Origin of the sequence: Ciceribacter sp. T2.26MG-112.2, from assembly GCF_900492205.1 — a bacterium.
In the GTDB taxonomy this organism is placed as follows: domain Bacteria; phylum Pseudomonadota; class Alphaproteobacteria; order Rhizobiales; family Rhizobiaceae; genus Allorhizobium; species Allorhizobium naphthalenivorans_A.
Genome location: NZ_UEYQ01000010.1, coordinates 93435 through 111372 on the forward strand (window position 1 = coordinate 93435; position 17938 = coordinate 111372).

Here is a 17938-nt window from a genome sequence, read left to right on the forward strand (position 1 = left end):
TGGCTTCTCGATTCCTATGGAAATTTCCGGCATTGGGATAGGCGATAACTTGCAGGCCGTGATTGACGGTCGCGGGCCTTTTGCCCGATCAACGGCGGCACCAGGAGGGATAGGTAGTCATGGCAGAGCAGGCACCCGGCGCGGTCATCGTCATTTCGAGTCACGTCGTGCGTGGTTCGGTCGGCAACAGGGCTGCCGTCTTTGCGCTCGAAAGCCTCGGCTTTCCCGTTTGGGCCCTGCCGACCGTCGTGCTTCCCTGGCATCCCGGCCACGGACCATCGACCCGGCTCACCTTTGGCGAGAGCGAATTCGATCACGCGATCGATGATCTCATTGGCGCGCCGTGGCTCGGCGAGGTCAAGGCGGTCTTGAGCGGCTATTTCGGCAATGCCGCGCAGCCGCGAGCGGTCGCACGGCTGGTCCGGGCCTTGCGGGCGCGCGATCCCGACCTGCTCTATGTCTGCGATCCGGTCATGGGTGATGTCGGCGGTCTCTATCTCGGCGAGGAGACCGCGGTGGCGATCCGCGACGAATTGATCCCGCTTGCCTCCGTCGCCACGCCCAATCGCTACGAGCTCGAATGGCTGGTCGGTGCCAGGCTGTCGACCAATGCGGAGATCATGGAGGCGGCCCTGTCGCTCGGCCCGTCGCGCATGCTGGTCACGTCGGCAGTGCCGATGATGGCAGGCGGCACCGGCAATCTGTATCTCAGTGGAAAACACGCCCTGCTCGCCGAGCATCGCTTGATCGACAATCCGCCCAACGGATTGGGCGACCTGACCTCGGCCCTGTTCCTGGCGCGCCTGCTGGCGGGCGTGCCGGAGGAGCGGGCCCTGCAACTGACCACGGCCAGCGTCTTCGAAATCCTCGCGCGCACCGCCAAGCGTGGCGGCGACGAGCTGACGCTCGAAAGCGACGCCTCCAGCCTCTCCAAGCCGATGGCCATGGTGCAGATGCGCCATCTTCTGCACCCCGCCCAGCGGCCGAAGCGCAGCTGAGCGTGGCGTGCATTGCCGGTTTGTGTCTGAAGCTTGCGCGAAGCTGTTGCCATCGACGCCGGCTCGCGCTAATCGGAAAGCCATGAAGCGCTTCCCAACGTCCCTGCTGAACGGTTATCGCAACTTCATGAGCGGTCGCTATGTCGACGAGCGAGAACGCTATCGCGTTCTGGCCGACCAGGGACAGAAGCCGCACACCCTCGTCGTCGCCTGCTGCGACAGCCGCGCCGCCCCCGAGACGATCTTCGATGCCGGTCCGGGCGAATTGTTCGTCGTGCGCAATGTCGCCAACATGGTGCCGCCCTACGAGCCGGACGGACAATACCACTCCACATCGGCGGCACTGGAATTCGCGGTCCAAGCGCTGCGGGTCAAAGACATCATCGTGATGGGTCACGGCCGCTGCGGCGGCATCCGCGCCGCGCTCGATCCCAATGCCGAGCCGCTTTCGCCGGGTGATTTCATCGGCAAGTGGATGGGGCTGGTCAGCACCGCCGCCGAACAGATCCAGGGCAATTCGGTGATGACCGCGACCGAGCGGCAGACCGCGCTGGAGCGCATCTCCATCCGCAATTCCATCGCCAATCTGCGCACTTTCCCTTGCGTGAAGATTCTCGAGGAGCGCGGCAAGCTCCAGATCCATGGCGCCTGGTTCGACATTGCCAATGGCGAGCTATGGGTGATGGATCCGGATAGCCGGGACTTCGTTCGCCTCGAAGGATAAGCTCTCGTCGGGTGAGATCGGTCACGATCCCCCTTGCTCGAGACGATAAGCCGGGCGATGGCGAAGTACATTTCTCGCTTCCCGGACTTTATCCGTGCGTTCTAGATTCCCCGTGGGATCTTGTCATGATGTTCGGCGGGCCCGATTGGAAGGCCCGAGCGGCCTTCCTTACTCGCCGTCGATACGTGCGCCGATATGGGCGATCGCCTGCTGGTACACGGTTGCGGCGTTCCACTGCTGGAGCGCACCGTAGTTCGCCTGGCCGGGCTGGTAGCCGCCACCGGCCTGCCAGCCGTGGCCACGCAGGAAGTTGGCGGTCGAGGCCAACGCATCGGCGCGCGAGCTCACCAGGTCGATCTTGCCGTCGCCATCGCCATCTGCTCCGTAGCGCACCACGTTGCGCGGGAGAAACTGCGTCTGGCCGATCTCGCCATGGGCTGCGCCCCGCGCCGACATCGACAGTGAACCATTGCCGACGAGCTGCAGGGCGGCGTAGAACTGGTCGGTGAAGAATGCCGAACGGCGGCAGTCATAGGCCAGCGTCGCTGCGGCCGAGAGGATGTGTTCCTTGCCCATGAAGGAGCCGAAACCGCTTTCCATGCCCCAGATCGCGATCAGCGGTCCCGCCGGCACGCCGTAGCGCTTCTCGATCCTGGCGAACAGCGCCGCATTGCCCTTCTTCATGCTCTTGCCGCGGGAGATGATCGTGGCGCCACCGCGCTTCTGCATGAACTGGTCGAAGGACAGCTTGAAGCTCTTCTGACCGCGATCGGCGCGGATCGTGGCATTGCTGTAGGATACGTTGGCCATCACCTTGTCGAGGAGCTTCGGGCTGACGCCGCCGCGGGCTGCCTCCGACTTGAATTCCTGCTTCCAGGCTTCGAAACCGGCAGACGAATTGCCGCATTGCGCCGCATGGGCGGCGCCGCCTACGGTCGAAAACATGGCCGCCGACAGAAACGCCGCCGACAGGAACTTGGACAGTCGCATGTATTGCCTCGTATTCTTGCGATTTGACTTGATCGTAACATGCCAGCGACAGCTGATTCTGTCACGCCGGGTCTACAGTTTCGGCGCTGCTTTCGCCGCATTGCCGATCACGAAATGATGATCCTTGAGCCGGCCCCCCGCGCCTTCGGGGCGAGGAGCCGGCATTGGTCCTGTCAGGCGGCCTTCTTGGCCTTGATGAGACCGCGATTGATCAGCAGTTCGCCGATCTGAACGGCGTTGAGAGCCGCGCCCTTGCGCAGGTTGTCGGAGACGATCCACATGTTGAGGCCGTTCTCGACGGTTGCATCCTCGCGGATGCGCGAGATGAAGGTCGCGTCTTCGCCGGCGCATTCGATCGGGGTGATGTAGCCGCCGTTCTCGTGCTTGTCGATGACGAGGCAGCCCGGCGCCTCGCGCAGGATGTCGCGTGCCTGGTCGGCGGTGATTTCGTTTTCGAACTCGATATTGACCGATTCCGAATGGCCGATGAAGACGGGAACGCGCACCGCGGTGCAGGTCACCTTGATCTTCGGGTCGAGCATCTTCTTGGTCTCGGCGAGAACCTTCCACTCTTCCTTCGTGTAGCCGTCTTCCATGAACACGTCGATGTGGGGGATGACGTTGAAGGCGATGCGCTTGGTGAACTTCTTCGCCTCGATCGGGTCGGCGACGAAAACGGCGCGCGTCTGGGTAAACAGCTCGTCCATGCCCTCCTTGCCGGCGCCGGACACCGACTGATAGGTCGACACGACGATTCGCTTGATTTTGGCGAAGTCATGCAGCGGCTTCAGCGCGACGACGAGCTGGGCGGTCGAGCAATTCGGATTGGCGATGATGTTGCGCTTCTTGAAGTCGACGATGGCGTCCGGGTTCACTTCCGGAACGATCAGCGGAACGTCGGCGTCGTAGCGCCAGGCGGACGAGTTGTCGATCACGACGCAGCCCTGGGCGCCGATCTTCGGCGACCACTTCTGCGAGATCGTGCCGCCGGCGGACATCAGGCAAATGTCGGTATCGGAGAAATCGTAGTTCTCGAGGTTCTGTACCTTCAGAACCTTGTCGCCGAAGGAGACTTCGGTGCCCTGCGAACGGGCCGAGGCGAGCGCCACCACTTCGTCGGCCGGAAACCCGCGTTCGGAGAGGATATTGAGCATTTCGCGCCCGACATTGCCGGTGGCGCCTACGATTGCGATCTTGAAACCCATTAAATTGCTCTCTTTCTGTCTCTCCTCGGGTGGTGAGGGGGGAGCCGCGCTGCAAAGCGCGCCTTCCTTGTCCCCGGCCGTGCCGGGGAGAGAGCGGGGGCCAGAGACGTCAGACGGTTTTCGTCGTCGTTTTGGCTGTGGTCGTGAATGGAACCGAGATACGTCCGTCCATCCCGGCGCCGTGCGCCAGGCTCAATCCGTCTGCGATGTGCGAGCAGAAAGAATACATGAGCGAATCCCTATTCCCGCCGAGCTATTAAGAGGTTTTTTGCCAGAGTCAAGCACAAGGCGGGGTTTCATCCTGACGGGCGGCCCGGATAGCCGGTTCCTGTTCCAGGGCGGTCGGCTTGCCCCGACCGCCTTGCGTCAGGGTGGATATGTCGCAAAAAGACACGCCGAATCCGTCACGCCGGCCTATTTGCGACCATGGGAAACCGTTGCCTTAGACTTAAGTCATAAGCCCAAAGCATCTCTCTTGATTTCCGCCGTTTTCTGCCAGTTTGTAAACAACCCGTAACCGCGACAAAGCGACCCGGAGGAGTGGTGGGTCGGCGGTCGGCGGGGAACGTAATCTTGTGGAGGAATAACAATGGCAAATGTCGCAGCCGTCAGCGGCTCGCCGCGGGGCATGACTGCCGAGGAGCGCAAGGTCATCTTTGCCTCGTCGCTCGGCACGGTTTTCGAGTGGTACGATTTTTATCTTTACGGTTCACTGGCGCTCTATATCGGCGCGACCTTCTTCTCGCAGTATCCGGAAGCAACCCGGAACATCTTCACGCTGCTGGCATTCGCTGCCGGCTTCCTCGTTCGCCCGTTCGGCGCGCTGGTGTTCGGCCGCCTCGGCGACATGGTCGGTCGTAAGTACACCTTCCTCATCACCATCTTGATCATGGGCGCCTCGACCTTCCTGGTCGGCCTGCTGCCCGGCTCTGCCACCATTGGTATCGCCGCTCCGGTCATCCTGATCGTGCTGCGCATGCTGCAGGGCCTGGCGCTCGGCGGTGAATACGGCGGTGCGGCAACGTATGTTGCTGAACATGCGCCGCATGGTCGTCGTGGTTTCTACACGTCGTGGATCCAGACCACTGCAACGCTTGGCCTGTTCCTCTCGCTGCTCATCATTCTCGGCATCCAGACCGCCATGGGCCGCGAAGCATTCGCTGCCTGGGGCTGGCGCATTCCGTTCCTTCTCTCCGCGCTGCTCCTGGCCGTCTCGGTCTGGATCCGCCTGAAGATGAACGAATCCCCGGCCTTCACGAAGATGAAGGAAGAAGGCACCCGTTCCAAGGCGCCGATTTCCGAAGCCTTCGGCCAGTGGAAGAACGCCAAGGTCGCCATCCTCGCCCTGCTCGGCGCCGTCGCCGGTCAGGCCGTGGTCTGGTACTCCGGCCAGTTCTACGCCCTGTTCTTCCTGCAGAACGTCCTGAAGGTCGATCCGCAGGACGCCAATATCATGGTCGCCATCGCGCTTGCGATCGGTACCCTGTTCTTCGTCGTCTTCGGCTGGCTGTCCGACAAGATCGGCCGCAAGCCGATCATCATGGCCGGCCTGCTTCTCGCCGTTCTGACCTATTTCCCGCTCTTCAAGGCCATGACCCAGTTCGGTAACCCGGCCCTGTTCGCAGCGCAGGAAAACATCCGCGCAACAGTCACCTCCGATCCGAAGGATTGCACCTTCCAGTTCAACCCGACGGGTACGGCCAAGTTCACGACCTCGTGCGACATTGCCACCTCGACGCTGACCAGGAACTCGGTTCCTTATGATGTCGTCGCTGGCCCGGCCGGCTCCGTTGCCACGATCAAGATCGGTGACGCGACGATCGAGAGCTATGACGCCGTCAAGTCGGCGGATCAGGCCAAGGCTCTGGATGCGACGATGCAGAAGGGCATCAACCTTGCCCTGCAGACCAATGGCTATCCGCTGGTTCGCGCCGCCGTCAAGGTTCCGGACAGCAAGCTTGATGCCTTCGTTGCCGCAAACCCGGAACTCGCCCTTGATGCCGCCGCCATCCGCGCCGGCGAAAAGGCAACGGTTCCGACCGCCGATCTGGTCAAGGACAAGCTGCTGACGGCCGAAGAAGCCGCAGCCGCTCCGGAAATGGCCGTGTACACGATCGCCAATGGCGGTGCGTTCAAGATGGTCGCCGATCCCGCCAAGGTCAGCTGGGTTGGTGTCATCGGTGTCCTGACCGTATTGATGATCTACGTCACCATGGTCTACGGCCCGATCGCCGCCATGCTCGTCGAGATGTTCCCGACCCGCATCCGCTACACCGGCATGTCGCTTCCCTATCATATCGGCAACGGCTGGTTCGGTGGTCTTCTTCCTGCAACGGCCTTCGCAATGAGCGCCGCCAAGGGTGATATCTACTATGGTCTGTGGTATCCGATCATCATCGCCGGCTTCTCCTTCGTCGTCGGCATGATCTTCCTGCGGGAAACCAAGGACAACGACATCAACGCCTAAGGTCGCCCTGACCTTATGGAAGAGCAATCGGAGAGCCCGGCGCCAACGCGCCGGGCTCTTTTTCAATGCCGGTCGTGTGCCGATTTCGATGGCTTGAAGTGCTGATGATGCTGTGGAAGATTGAGCCATGCAGTTCCGCCCGGTATTCCCATGACAGTCACGCTTCGCGACGCCGCTGCGGCCGATCTTGCCGCCATCACACGCATTTATGCCGAGGCGGTCCTCACGGGGACGGCCAGCTACGAACTCGTTGCGCCCGACGAGGTCGAGATGATGGCGCGGTTCGAAGCGACGACGCGCCAGGGCTATCCCTACATCGTTGCCGTCGATCCGACGGGCACGGTGCTTGGCTATGCCTATGTCTCCGCGTTCCGGACACGTCCGGCCTATCGCTGGCTGGTCGAGGATTCGATCTACATCGCTGCGGAGGCTCGCGGTCGTGGCATCGGCAAGCTGCTGCTAGAGGCCCTGGTTCAGCGCGCCACCGCTCTCGGCTTCCGGCAGATGGTCGCCGTGATCGGTGGGGCCAGCCTTGCCTCGATCGCCGTTCATCGGGCCTGCGGTTTTCATCCTGCCGGGACATTGACCGGGACCGGATTCAAGCTCGGCCAATGGCTGGATACCGTATTCATGCAGATCGCGCTCGGCGATGGCGACACGAGCGATCCAGATCCGACGCGCTATCCGGGCACGCTCTTTGCGGGTTGAGAACCGGAGTTTGCCTTGGACAAGTGGATGCCGGTTTTCTGAAAAGACGAATGAAAACAGGGACAACCGCTAGTCGACGAGCTTGAGCGTCCTGTCGAAGACCTTCAGCACCTGTTTCAGCTCATGCCCGCGCTTGAGAATTCTGCCATCGGCGCCGATCACCGAGAAGGCGCCCTGTTTGGCGGCGAGCTTCGGGTCCTTCTCGATCCTGTAGAGCGGGTATTCGCCTGCGCGCTTGAACACGGAGAAGACGGCCCTGTCCTTCAGATGGTCGATCGCATAGTCGCGCCACACGCCTTCGCCGACCATGCGGCCGTAGATCCACAATATCGCATCCAGTTCGCGGCGATGGAAGGTGACAGGCAGCGGGTCGCGGGACTGGCGATATTGATGAATGTCGACGACGGCGGCGGTACCTGCGTCGCGATTGCCGCTCTCTTCGGCTCCTCTCTCCGACTGATCGCTCATGGAAGTGTCAAGACCTCGCCTTCGTGACGGACAGATGACAGTCTGCCTCATGGAGTCGAAATTGCAAGTCTCGGGTTCTAGCTGCGGCCACGGTTGTCGAACTCGGCGATCACGAGATCGCGCATACGCTGCGCGACCGGCGTCATTCGCCGCGTCGTCAGGCTGATCAGGTGGTAGGGCGCGACGCGGATCGGCTCGCGAATGTCGAGCGGCAGAAGGCCCGAGCCCGTGGTGTGGCGACAGAGCAGGTCGGAGACCTCGCGCGACATGGGAGCGATCGCGTTCGATGCGGCGAGCATGGCGATCATCACCAGCAGCGAGGTAGTGTTGACGATGTTCGACGGGATCGGCGCGCCCTGCGCGATGAAGACGGATTCCAGCGCCTGCCGCACCGGCGCGCCCGGCGCCTGCATCACCCAAGGAAAGTGAACGAGATCGGCCATCGTCAGTCTCTCGGCATTGGCCAGCGGATGGCTCTGGTGGATCAGCAGGTCCACCTCCTCGGTCAGCACGCCGCTGATGGTGAATTGGCGTGCGTCGATCCTTGCCGGAATGCGCCCGAGGACGAAGTCGAGCTGGCCGGCGAGAAGCTCGGCGATCAGCGCATCGCTGGGGGCAACCTCGACATGGACATCGGCGGTCTCGGCCTCGGCCTTCAAGGCCTGGATGGCCGGCACGACAAATCCGACGGCGCCGCCGGTGACGGCGCCGACCCTGACCGTTCCCGTCAGGCCGCGGCGGATGGCATCGACCTCGCGCGCCGCCTCGCGGATCTCTTCCAGCAGGTTCTCCGCCCGCCGCGCCAGCGCGCAGCCGATCGCCGTCGCCTCCATGCCTTTGGGCGTGCGCACGAAGATCGGCGCCCCGACATGGCGCTCGATCTCGGCCAGCATGCGCGATGCGGCCGGCTGGGTGATCGACAGCGCATTCGCCGCCAGGCTCAGCTGACCATAGTCGGCAATGGCGCGAATCAGGCTGAAATGCTTGGGCAGGAGGCGGTTGGCGAGTTTCTCGGACATAGGGACATATCACTTACGGTATGCAGAAAGTCAAACTAATCATTTGAACGGTATATCCGAAGCGCTATGACTCCGCTCGGATCAGGCGGGCCTCGTGTCGTCGCCGGTTCTTGCACTGTACGGTTGCCAGACGGAGCTGGAGCCGGACGATCAGCCAGGGAGGAATTCCGTGAAGAAAATCACCACTCTTATTGCGTCTGTCGCGCTGGGCATTTCGGTGTTCGCGTCGCAGGCAATTGCGGAAACGAAGGGCGTTGTCGGTATTTCCATGCCGACCAAGACGTCGACGCGCTGGATCTCGGATGGCGAGACCATGGAAAAGCTGTTCAAGGACGCCGGCTACGAGCCCGACCTGCAGTTTGCCGATGACGATATCCCGAACCAGCTTGCGCAGATCGAGAACATGGTCACCAAGGGTGCCAAGGTCCTCGTGATCGGCGCCATCGACGGCACCACGCTGTCGGACATCCTGCAGAAGGCCGCCGATGCCGGCGTCAAGGTCATCGCCTATGACCGTCTGATCCGTGACTCGGGCAATGTCGACTACTATGCCACCTTCGACAATTTCCAGGTCGGCGTCCTCCAGGCCACCAGCCTCGTCGAAGGCCTCAAGGCAAAGTTCGGCGACACCAAGCCGTGGAATGTCGAGCTGTTCGGCGGCTCGCCGGACGACAACAACGCCTTCTTCTTCTATGATGGCGCCATGTCTATCCTGCAGCCGATGATCGACAGCGGCGACATCGTCGTGAAGTCCGGCCAGCAGGGCATGGAACAGGTCGGCACCCTGCGCTGGGACGGCACTGTCGCCCAGGCCCGCATGGAAAACCTGCTGTCCTCGACCTATACCGAAGACAAGGTCCATGGCGTTTTGTCGCCCTATGACGGCCTGTCGATCGGTATTCTCTCGGCCCTCAAGGGCGTCGGCTACGGCTCGGGCGACATGGCAATGCCGGTCGTAACCGGTCAGGATGCCGAGCTCCCCTCGGTCAAGTCGATCCTCGCCGACGAGCAGTATTCGACCGTGTTCAAGGATACCCGCGAGCTTGCCAAGGTTGCCGTATCGATGGTCGATGCCGTGATGGAAGGCAAGGAGCCGGAAGTGACCGACACCAAGACCTACAACAATGGTGTCAAGGTCGTTCCGTCCCACCTGCTCAAGCCGGTCGCCGTGGACAAGTCCAACATCAAGGACGTCATGGTTTCCTCCGGCTACTACACCGCCGAGCAGATCGACAACTGATCTCTGATTGACCCGGGTCCGCGATCCGTCGCGGACCCCTTTTCCCGTAGCATTTAGGGAGCTTGCGCCGCCGGCTTGACGATCGTGTCGCTGCGCCGCGCCGGAATTCTGCACATGGACAAGATCATTCTCGAGATGCGCGGCATCACCAAGACGTTTCCGGGCGTTAAGGCCCTGGACAATGTCAGTTTCAAGGTGCGCGAAGGCGAGATCCACGCGCTGGTCGGCGAAAACGGCGCCGGCAAGTCGACGCTGATGAAGGTGCTTTCCGGGGTCTATCCCGCCGGCACCTACGAGGGTGAGATCCACTTCGACAATGAAGTCCGCCGCTTCTCCACCATTTCCGACAGCGAAGAGCTCGGCATCATCATCATTCACCAGGAGCTGGCGCTGGTGCCGCTCCTGTCGATCGCCGAGAACATTTTTCTCGGCAACGAGATCGCCAGTAATGGCGTGATCAACTGGCCGGCGACCTTCGCCCGCACGCAGGAGCTTTTGGCGAAAGTCGGCCTGAAGGATTCGCCCTCCACGCTGATCACCGACATCGGCGTGGGCAAGCAGCAATTGGTCGAAATCGCCAAGGCGCTTTCCAAGAAGGTCCGCCTGCTGATCCTCGACGAGCCGACCGCCTCACTCAACGAGACCGATTCGGACGCCCTGCTCACCTTGTTGATGGAATTCCGCAAGCAGGGCATGACCTCGATCATCATTTCCCACAAGCTCAACGAAATCCGCAAGGTGGCCGACCAGATCACCATCCTGCGCGACGGCGGCGCCGTCGAGACGCTTGACTGTCATACCCAGGAGATCACCGAGGACCGCATCATCCGCGGCATGGTCGGCCGGGCGATGGAAGACCGCTATCCGCCGCGCGAACCCAAGATCGGCGAGACCCTGCTGGAGGTGAAGAACTGGAATGTCTTCCACCAGAACCACCGCGACCGCCAGTTCCTGCATGACGTGAACTTTACCGTGCGCGCAGGCGAAGTGGTCGGCATTGCCGGCCTGATGGGCGCCGGACGCACCGAAACCGCGATGAGCCTGTTCGGCAAGTCCTGGGGTCACAAGATTTCCGGCCAGGTGTTCATGCACGGCAAGCCGGTCGATGTCAGCACCATCCCCAAGGCGATCGCTGCCGGTCTTGCCTACGTCACCGAGGACCGCAAGCATCTCGGCCTCGTGCTGAACAACAACATCATGCACAATACCACGCTCGCCAATCTCGACGGCGTGTCGAACAACGGCTTCATCGACGAGCGCAAGGAAGCCCGTATCGCCTCGGACTATCGGTCCAAGCTCCGCATCCGCTCCCATTCGATCTACCAGGAAACCGTCAATCTCTCCGGCGGCAACCAGCAGAAGGTGGTGCTGTCGAAATGGCTGTTCACCGATCCGCAAGTGCTGATCCTCGACGAGCCGACGCGCGGCATCGACGTCGGGGCGAAATTCGAAATCTATACCATCATCAACCAGCTGGCCGCAGAGGGTAAGGGCATTCTGATGATCTCGTCGGAAATGCCCGAGCTGCTCGGGACCTGTGACCGGATCTACGTCATGAACGAAGGCCGGATCGTCGCTGAGCTTTCCAAGGGCGAAGCGAGCCAGGAATCCATCATGCGTGCCATCATGCGCTCGGGGGAGAAACACTAATGGCAATCGACACCCGCACCGAAACCCCGAAAGTTTCCGTCAGCGACTATCTGCGCAAGAATATTCGCGAATACGGCCTGCTGCTGGCGCTCGTCGTCATCATGCTGCTGTTCCAGTTCCTGACCGGCGGCGTCCTGTTCAAGCCGGTCAACATCACCAATCTGGTGCTCCAGAACTCGTTCATCATCATCATGGCGCTCGGCATGCTGCTGATCATCGTGGCCGGGCATATCGACCTGTCGGTCGGCTCGATCGTTGCCTTCATCGGCGGCATATCGGCGATCATGCTGGTCAAATGGGGCTGGCACTTCTCGCTCGTCGTGCCGCTTTGTCTCATCATCGGCGCCGCCATGGGGGCCGCCCAGGGCTACTGGGTCGCCTACCAGAAGATCCCGTCCTTCATCGTCACGCTCGCCGGCATGCTGGTCTTCCGCGGCCTCACCTATGTCGTGCTCGAGGGCCGGCCGATCGGCCCGTTCCCCAAGGAATTCCAGCTGCTGTCGACCGGCTTCATCCCGGACTTCCTGTCGTTCACCGATCCGGCCACGAGCGTCGTCAAGAACTACGTGGCGCTGCTCGCCGTTCTGGCGTTGGTCGGCTGGGCGATCTATTCGGGCCTGAAGAACCGCCGCCTAAACGAGCAGCACGGCACCCCGAACGAACCCTTCGTCTTCTTCGCCGGCCAGATGGCGGTCATCAGCGTCGTCGCCGTCTTCCTCGGCTTCCAGCTGTCGACCTATCGCGGCCTGCCGAACGTGCTCGTCGTCATGGGCGTGCTGATCGCCTTCTACACCTTCGTCACCACCCGTTCGACCATCGGCCGGCGCATCTATGCGATGGGCGGCAACGAAAAGGCGGCCAAGCTTTCCGGCATCAACACCGAGCGGCTGACCTTCTACACCTTCGTCAACATGGGCGTGCTTGCCGCCCTTGCCGGCATGATCATCGCCGCACGCCTCAATTCGGCGACGCCGAAGGCCGGCGTCGGCTTCGAACTCGACGTCATCGCCGCCTGCTTCATCGGCGGCGCCTCGGCCTCGGGTGGGGTCGGCCGCATTATCGGTGCGGTCATCGGCGCCTTCATCATGGGCGTGATGAACAACGGCATGTCGATCATGGGCATCGGCATCGACTATCAGCAACTGATCAAGGGTCTGGTGCTGCTCGCCGCCGTCTTCTTCGACGTCTACAACAAGAACAAAGCAGTCTGAGGTAAGAGACATGTACCTGTCGCAATTGAAGGATGGTGGCGTCATTTGCCGCCAGGGGGAATCTGCGCGCCTCGTGCCGGGTTTCGCCTCCACCTATGAACTGGCCAGGGCGGCGATTGCCGCCGGCACCACGCTGGCCGATTGCATCGCCAGCCGGGGCGAGGGCGAGCTCGTCGATCTGCCGGCCCTTGCTGCCGCCGGCAAGCTCGATTGCCCGGTCCGTCATCCCGATGCGGCCCACATGTTCCTGACCGGCACGGGGCTCACCCATACCGGCTCGGCCTCGACCCGCGACAGCATGCATGCCGATACCGTCGGCATGAGCGACTCGATGAAGATGTTCCGCATGGGCCTCGAGGGCGGCAAGCCGAAGGCCGGCGAGCGAGGCGTTCAGCCCGAGTGGTTCTACAAGGGCACCGGCGTCAATGCGATCGCGTCGGGCTCTCCGCTCGTATCGCCTTCCTTCGCGCTGGACGGCGGCGAAGAGCCGGAAATCGCCGGCTTCTACCTGATCGGCAAGGATGGCACGCCGTTCCGCCTCGGCTTTTCCATCGCCAACGAGTTTTCCGATCACGTCACCGAGAAGATCAACTATCTCTACCTCGCGCATTCCAAGCTGCGCCCGGCATCGTTCGGCCCGGAAATGCTCGTCGGCGCGCTGCCGGCGCATATCGAGGGCACCTCGCGCATCCTGCGCGGGGACAAGGTGATCTGGGAAAAGCCCTTCCTCTCGGGCGAGGACAATATGTCCCACACGATCGCCAATCTCGAATACCACCATTTCAAGTATGATCTCTTCCGCCAGCCGGGCGATCTGCATGTGCACATGTTCGGCACGGCGACGCTGTCGTTCGCAGATGGCATCAAGGCCGAGGACGGTGATGTGTTCGAGGTCCAGGCGGGTGCGTTCGGCCTGCCGCTCAAGAACCCGCTGGCGCGCGCCGCCGCCGGAAATCCTGACGTAACCATGCTCTGAATACGGACGCCGTGCGCGGCGCCACGCCACCAGCAAAGAGACAGAGAACAGCCATGAGCGCTTTCAAACCGGCAATTTGGCCCCGCAAGCTGCGATCCCAGGAATGGTTCGGCGGCAATACCCGCGACAATATCTACCATCGCGGCTGGCTGAAGAACCAGGGTCACCCGCACGACCTGTTCGACGGGCGCCCGGTCATCGGCATCATGAACACCTGGTCGGATCTGACCCCGTGCAATGGTCACCTGCGCGAACTCGCCGAAAAGGTGAAGGCGGGCGTGTGGGAAGCCGGCGGCTTCCCGGTCGAGGTGCCGGTTTTCTCCGCCTCGGAAAACACCTATCGCCCGACGGCGATGATGTATCGCAACCTTGCCGCGCTCGCGGTCGAGGAAGCCATCCGCGGACAGCCGATCGACGGCGTCGTGCTGCTGGTCGGCTGCGACAAGACCACGCCGTCGCTGCTGATGGGCGCCGCCTCCGTCGACCTGCCGACCATCATGGTCTCCGGCGGGCCGATGCTGAACGGCTATTTCCGCGGCGAACGCGTCGGTTCCGGCACGCATCTGTGGAAGTTCTCGGAAGCCGTCAAGGCCGGCGAGATGACCCAGGACGAATTCCTCGAGGCCGAGGCCTCGATGTCGCGATCGACCGGTACCTGCAACACCATGGGCACCGCCTCGACCATGGCCTCTATGATGGAATCGCTCGGCATGACGCTGTCCGGCAATGCCGCGATCCCGGCCGTCGACAGCCGTCGCCGCGCCATGTCGCAGTTGACCGGCCGTCGCATCGTACAGATGGTCAAGGATGACCTGAAGCCTTCCGACATCCTCACCAAGGCGGCCTTTGAGAATGCCATCCGCACCAATGGCGCGATCGGCGGCTCGACCAATGCGGTCGTCCACCTTCTGGCCATCGCCGGCCGCATCGGTGTCGACCTGACGCTCGCCGACTGGGACCGCTGTGGCCGCGACGTGCCGACCGTGGTCAATCTCATGCCGTCGGGCGAGTATCTGATGGAAGAGTTCTTCTATGCCGGCGGCCTGCCGGTGGTCCTGAGGATGCTCGGCGAGGCCGGCAAGCTCAACAAGGACGTGCTCACCGTTTCCGGCGGACCAATCTGGGACGAAGTCAAAGACGTTCGCAACTGGAACGACGACGTCATCCGTCCGGTCGAGCGCGCGCTCACCCAGCAGGGCGGCATTGCCGTCCTCAAGGGCAACCTGGCGCCGAAGGGCTGCGTGCTGAAACCTTCCGCCGCATCGCCGCACCTGATGCAGCATCGCGGCCGTGCCGTGGTGTTCGAGGATATCGACGACTACAAGGCGAAGATCAACGACGAGAGTCTCGACATCGACGAGACTTGCGTGATGGTCATGAAATATTGCGGTCCCAAGGGTTATCCGGGCATGGCCGAGGTCGGCAATATGGGCCTGCCGCCCAAGGTGCTGCGCAAGGGCATCACCGACATGGTCCGCATCTCCGACGCCCGCATGTCCGGTACGGCCTATGGCACGGTTCTGCTGCACACCTCGCCGGAAGCCGCCGTCGGCGGTCCGCTCGCCGTGGTGAAGAACGGTGACATGATCGAAGTCGACGTCGCCAATCGCCGCATCCATCTCGACATTCCCGACGAGGAACTGCAGCGCCGGCTTGCAGCCTGGCGCCCGCCGGTCGAGCCGCCGGCCAGCGGTTATGCCCGCATGTTCCACGAACACGTCGAGGGAGCCGATACCGGTGCCGATTTCGACTTCCTCAAGGGTTGTCGCGGTTCGGCCGTCGGCAAGGATTCGCACTAGGAAAACGGCCATGCAAGACCGCATTTCGATCGCTCTCGTCGGTATCGGCAAGATTGCCCGCGACCAGCATATCCCGTCGATCGCCGAGGGGAGCGATTTCGATCTGAAGGCGGCGGTGAGCCGTCACGGCAAGGTCGAAGGTATCGACAACCATACGGATTTCGATGCTTTCCTCGCCACGCGGTCGGGCATCCGCGCCGTTTCGCTCTGCACGCCGCCGGAAGTTCGCTTCGACATGGCCCGCAAGGCGATCGCCGCCGGTCATGACGTCCTGATGGAAAAGCCGCCGGCAACCACGCTCGGCGAGGCGGAAGCGCTCGCCGATCTCGCCCGCGAGGCCGGCGTCACGCTCTTTGCCACCTGGCATTCGCGCTTTGCCCTCGGCGTCGCGCCGGCCAAGGCCTGGCTTGCCGACAAGGCAATACGCTCCATATCCATCGTCTGGAAGGAAGACGTCCGCCGCTGGCATCCCGGTCAGGCCTGGATCTGGGAACCCGGCGGCTTCGGCGTCTTCGATCCCGGCATCAATGCGCTGTCGATCCTGACCGAGATCGTACCCGGCCGGGTTCTTGTCGAAAAGGCGAGCCTCTCCTTCCCGGCCAATCGCAAACAGCCGATCGCCGCCGACATCGCCATGCGCACCCTGTCCGATGCGCCGGTTTCCGCCGTGTTCGACTGGCGCCAGGAAGGCCCGCAGACCTGGGACATCACGGTCGAAACCGACCAGGGGGTGCTGCGGCTTTCCAAGGGCGGTGCCGAACTGTTTATCGACGGCATTGAAAACTCGGCTGGACCCGACCGGGAATATGCCGGTATCTACGAGCGGTTCGCCGCGCTCATCCGGGCGCGCCAAAGCGACGTCGATTTCCAGCCGCTGCGGCTGGTGGCGGACGCCTTCCTGTGCGCAGAGCGCCTCGAGGTCGAGGCCTTCGAAGACTGATCGATTAAAGGGATGATTGCCATGGCTTATGAATTTACCGGGAAGCACCTGATCGCTGGCCGCTGGGTGGCGGGCAGCGAGACCTTCTCCTCCTCGCCTGCGGAAGGTCCGGTGCGGAATTTCTCCTTCGGTTCGGCCGCCCTGGTGGACGAGGCCGTGCGCGCCGCGGAAGAGGCCTTCGAAACCTATGGCTATTCCAGCCGTGCCGAGCGCGCCGCCTTTCTCGAGGCCATTGCCGAGGAGATCGACGCACGCGGTGACGACATCACCGAAATCGGCTCCGGCGAGACCGGCCTTCCCAAGGCCCGCCTCGTCGGCGAGCGTGGCCGGACCGTTGGCCAGTTGCGGCTGTTCGCAACGCATATCCTCAAGGGCGATTATCTCGACCGCCGCCATGACGCAGCGCTGCCGGATCGCCAGCCGCTGCCGCGTCCCGACCTCAAGCTGATGCAGCGGCCGATCGGCCCGGTCGGCGTGTTCGGCGCCTCCAACTTCCCGCTCGCCTTCTCCACGGCCGGCGGCGACACGGCATCGGCGCTGGCCGCCGGTTGCCCCGTCGTGGTCAAGGGTCATGAGGCCCATCCCGGCACGGCCGAGATCGTCGCTGCCGCCATTGATGCCGCCATCAAGCGTTGCGGCGTCCATCCCGGCGTGTTCTCGCTCGTCCAGGGCGGAAACCGCGAGGTCGGCACCGCGCTGGTTCAGCATCCGCTGATCAAGGCGATCGGCTTTACCGGCTCGCTGGGTGGCGGCCGCGCCCTGTTCGACCTCTGCGCCAAGCGCCCCGAGCCCATTCCCTTCTTCGGCGAACTTGGTTCTGTCAATCCGATGTTCCTGCTGCCGCAGGCCATGGCTGCGCGCGGCGAAGCGATTGCCAAGGGCTGGGTCGGTTCTCTCACCATGGGCGCCGGCCAGTTCTGTACCAATCCGGGCATCGTCGTCGTGATCGAAGGCGAGACCGCCAATGCCTTCACCAAGGCTGCCGAACAGGCGCTTTCGGCGGTCGCCCCGCAGACGATGCTGACCGAGGGCATTGCCGAGGCCTATCGCAAGGGCGCCACGAAGATCGCTTCCGTCGAAGGCGTTCGCTCGGTTCTGACCTCGACCTGCGACCTGCGCAATGCGACGCCTTACCTCTTCGCCACGACAGGCAAGGAGTGGCTCGCCAATCATGCGCTCGGTGAGGAAGTGTTCGGCCCGCTCGGCATGATCGTCACCGTGACCGACACCGACGAGATGCTGGCCGTCGCCCGCAGCCTCGAAGGTCAGCTGACGGCTTCGCTCCATCTCGAGGCCGGTGACGAGGCGCTCGGCGCCAAGCTCCTGCCGATTCTCGAGCGCAAGGCCGGCCGCCTTCTCGCCAACGGTTTCCCGACCGGTGTGGAAGTGGCCGATGCGATGGTCCATGGCGGTCCTTACCCGGCTTCGACGAATTTTGGCGCGACCTCTGTCGGCACGATGGCGATCCGCCGCTTCCTGCGGCCGGTCTGCTACCAGGACATCCCGGTCGCCCTGCTTCCGGAAGACCTGCGCTAAGGGACGT

The 17938-nt window shown here is 62.8% G+C and carries 15 protein-coding genes; 11 read left to right on the plus strand and 4 right to left on the minus strand.

All coding sequences use genetic code 11. The annotated features are described in order from the left end of the window. Positions 1-119: 119 nt before the first annotated feature. Positions 120-998: a pyridoxal kinase PdxY gene (gene pdxY, locus DYZ14_RS15295; RefSeq protein WP_154721472.1), complete on the plus strand. Its 879-nt coding sequence runs from the start codon at positions 120-122 to the stop codon at positions 996-998. An 82-nt stretch (positions 999-1080) separates the two neighbouring features. After that, on the plus strand, positions 1081-1722 hold the full coding sequence (locus tag DYZ14_RS15300; RefSeq protein ID WP_154721473.1) for a carbonic anhydrase: 642 nt from the start codon (positions 1081-1083) through the stop codon (positions 1720-1722). Between the two features lie 168 nt (positions 1723-1890). On the opposite strand, the gene DYZ14_RS15305 is transcribed toward DYZ14_RS15300, so the two are convergent. Then, positions 1891-2712, minus strand: coding sequence for a lytic murein transglycosylase (locus DYZ14_RS15305; protein ID WP_154721474.1), 822 nt, complete (start codon positions 2710-2712; stop codon positions 1891-1893). Positions 2713-2885: 173 nt separating this feature from the next. Next, positions 2886-3917, minus strand: coding sequence for an aspartate-semialdehyde dehydrogenase (locus DYZ14_RS15310; RefSeq protein WP_154721475.1), 1032 nt, complete (start codon positions 3915-3917; stop codon positions 2886-2888). A 589-nt stretch (positions 3918-4506) separates the two neighbouring features. Here DYZ14_RS15310 and DYZ14_RS15315 point away from each other — a divergent pair. Continuing rightward, positions 4507-6384 (plus strand): MFS transporter, encoded by a 1878-nt coding sequence (locus DYZ14_RS15315; RefSeq protein WP_154721476.1) that lies wholly within the window; start codon positions 4507-4509, stop codon positions 6382-6384. A gap of 150 nt (positions 6385-6534) precedes the next feature. Continuing rightward, complete coding sequence (locus DYZ14_RS15320; protein ID WP_154721477.1) at positions 6535-7092, plus strand: GNAT family N-acetyltransferase; 558 nt, start codon at positions 6535-6537, stop codon at positions 7090-7092. A gap of 69 nt (positions 7093-7161) precedes the next feature. On the opposite strand, the gene DYZ14_RS15325 is transcribed toward DYZ14_RS15320, so the two are convergent. After that, positions 7162-7560 (minus strand): DUF2794 domain-containing protein, encoded by a 399-nt coding sequence (locus tag DYZ14_RS15325; protein ID WP_154721478.1) that lies wholly within the window; start codon positions 7558-7560, stop codon positions 7162-7164. Positions 7561-7637: 77 nt separating this feature from the next. Continuing rightward, positions 7638-8579, minus strand: coding sequence for a LysR family transcriptional regulator (locus tag DYZ14_RS15330; RefSeq protein ID WP_154721479.1), 942 nt, complete (start codon positions 8577-8579; stop codon positions 7638-7640). A 169-nt stretch (positions 8580-8748) separates the two neighbouring features. Between DYZ14_RS15330 and chvE the strand changes: the two genes are divergently transcribed. The 7 genes from chvE (at position 8749) to DYZ14_RS15365 (ending at position 17931) form a co-directional block, all read left to right on the plus strand. Next, positions 8749-9819, plus strand: a complete 1071-nt coding sequence (gene chvE, locus DYZ14_RS15335; protein WP_154721480.1) for a multiple monosaccharide ABC transporter substrate-binding protein — start codon at positions 8749-8751, stop codon at positions 9817-9819. A 114-nt stretch (positions 9820-9933) separates the two neighbouring features. Next, complete coding sequence (mmsA, locus tag DYZ14_RS15340; RefSeq protein WP_154721481.1) at positions 9934-11469, plus strand: multiple monosaccharide ABC transporter ATP-binding protein; 1536 nt, start codon at positions 9934-9936, stop codon at positions 11467-11469. Then, positions 11469-12680: a multiple monosaccharide ABC transporter permease gene (gene mmsB, locus DYZ14_RS15345; RefSeq protein WP_154721482.1), complete on the plus strand. Its 1212-nt coding sequence runs from the start codon at positions 11469-11471 to the stop codon at positions 12678-12680. Before mmsA ends, mmsB begins: the two co-directional genes overlap by 1 nt. A gap of 10 nt (positions 12681-12690) precedes the next feature. After that, a complete protein-coding gene (gene araD1, locus DYZ14_RS15350) occupies positions 12691-13656 on the plus strand; it encodes an AraD1 family protein (RefSeq protein ID WP_154721483.1) in 966 nt (321 codons plus the stop codon). 53 nt (positions 13657-13709) lie between these two features. After that, positions 13710-15455, plus strand: a complete 1746-nt coding sequence (gene araD, locus DYZ14_RS15355) for an L-arabinonate dehydratase (protein ID WP_154721484.1) — start codon at positions 13710-13712, stop codon at positions 15453-15455. A gap of 10 nt (positions 15456-15465) precedes the next feature. After that, a complete protein-coding gene (locus tag DYZ14_RS15360; RefSeq protein ID WP_154721485.1) occupies positions 15466-16395 on the plus strand; it encodes a Gfo/Idh/MocA family protein in 930 nt (309 codons plus the stop codon). A gap of 21 nt (positions 16396-16416) precedes the next feature. Next, complete coding sequence (locus DYZ14_RS15365) at positions 16417-17931, plus strand: aldehyde dehydrogenase (NADP(+)) (protein ID WP_115671390.1); 1515 nt, start codon at positions 16417-16419, stop codon at positions 17929-17931. The last annotated feature ends 7 nt before the right edge of the window (positions 17932-17938 follow it).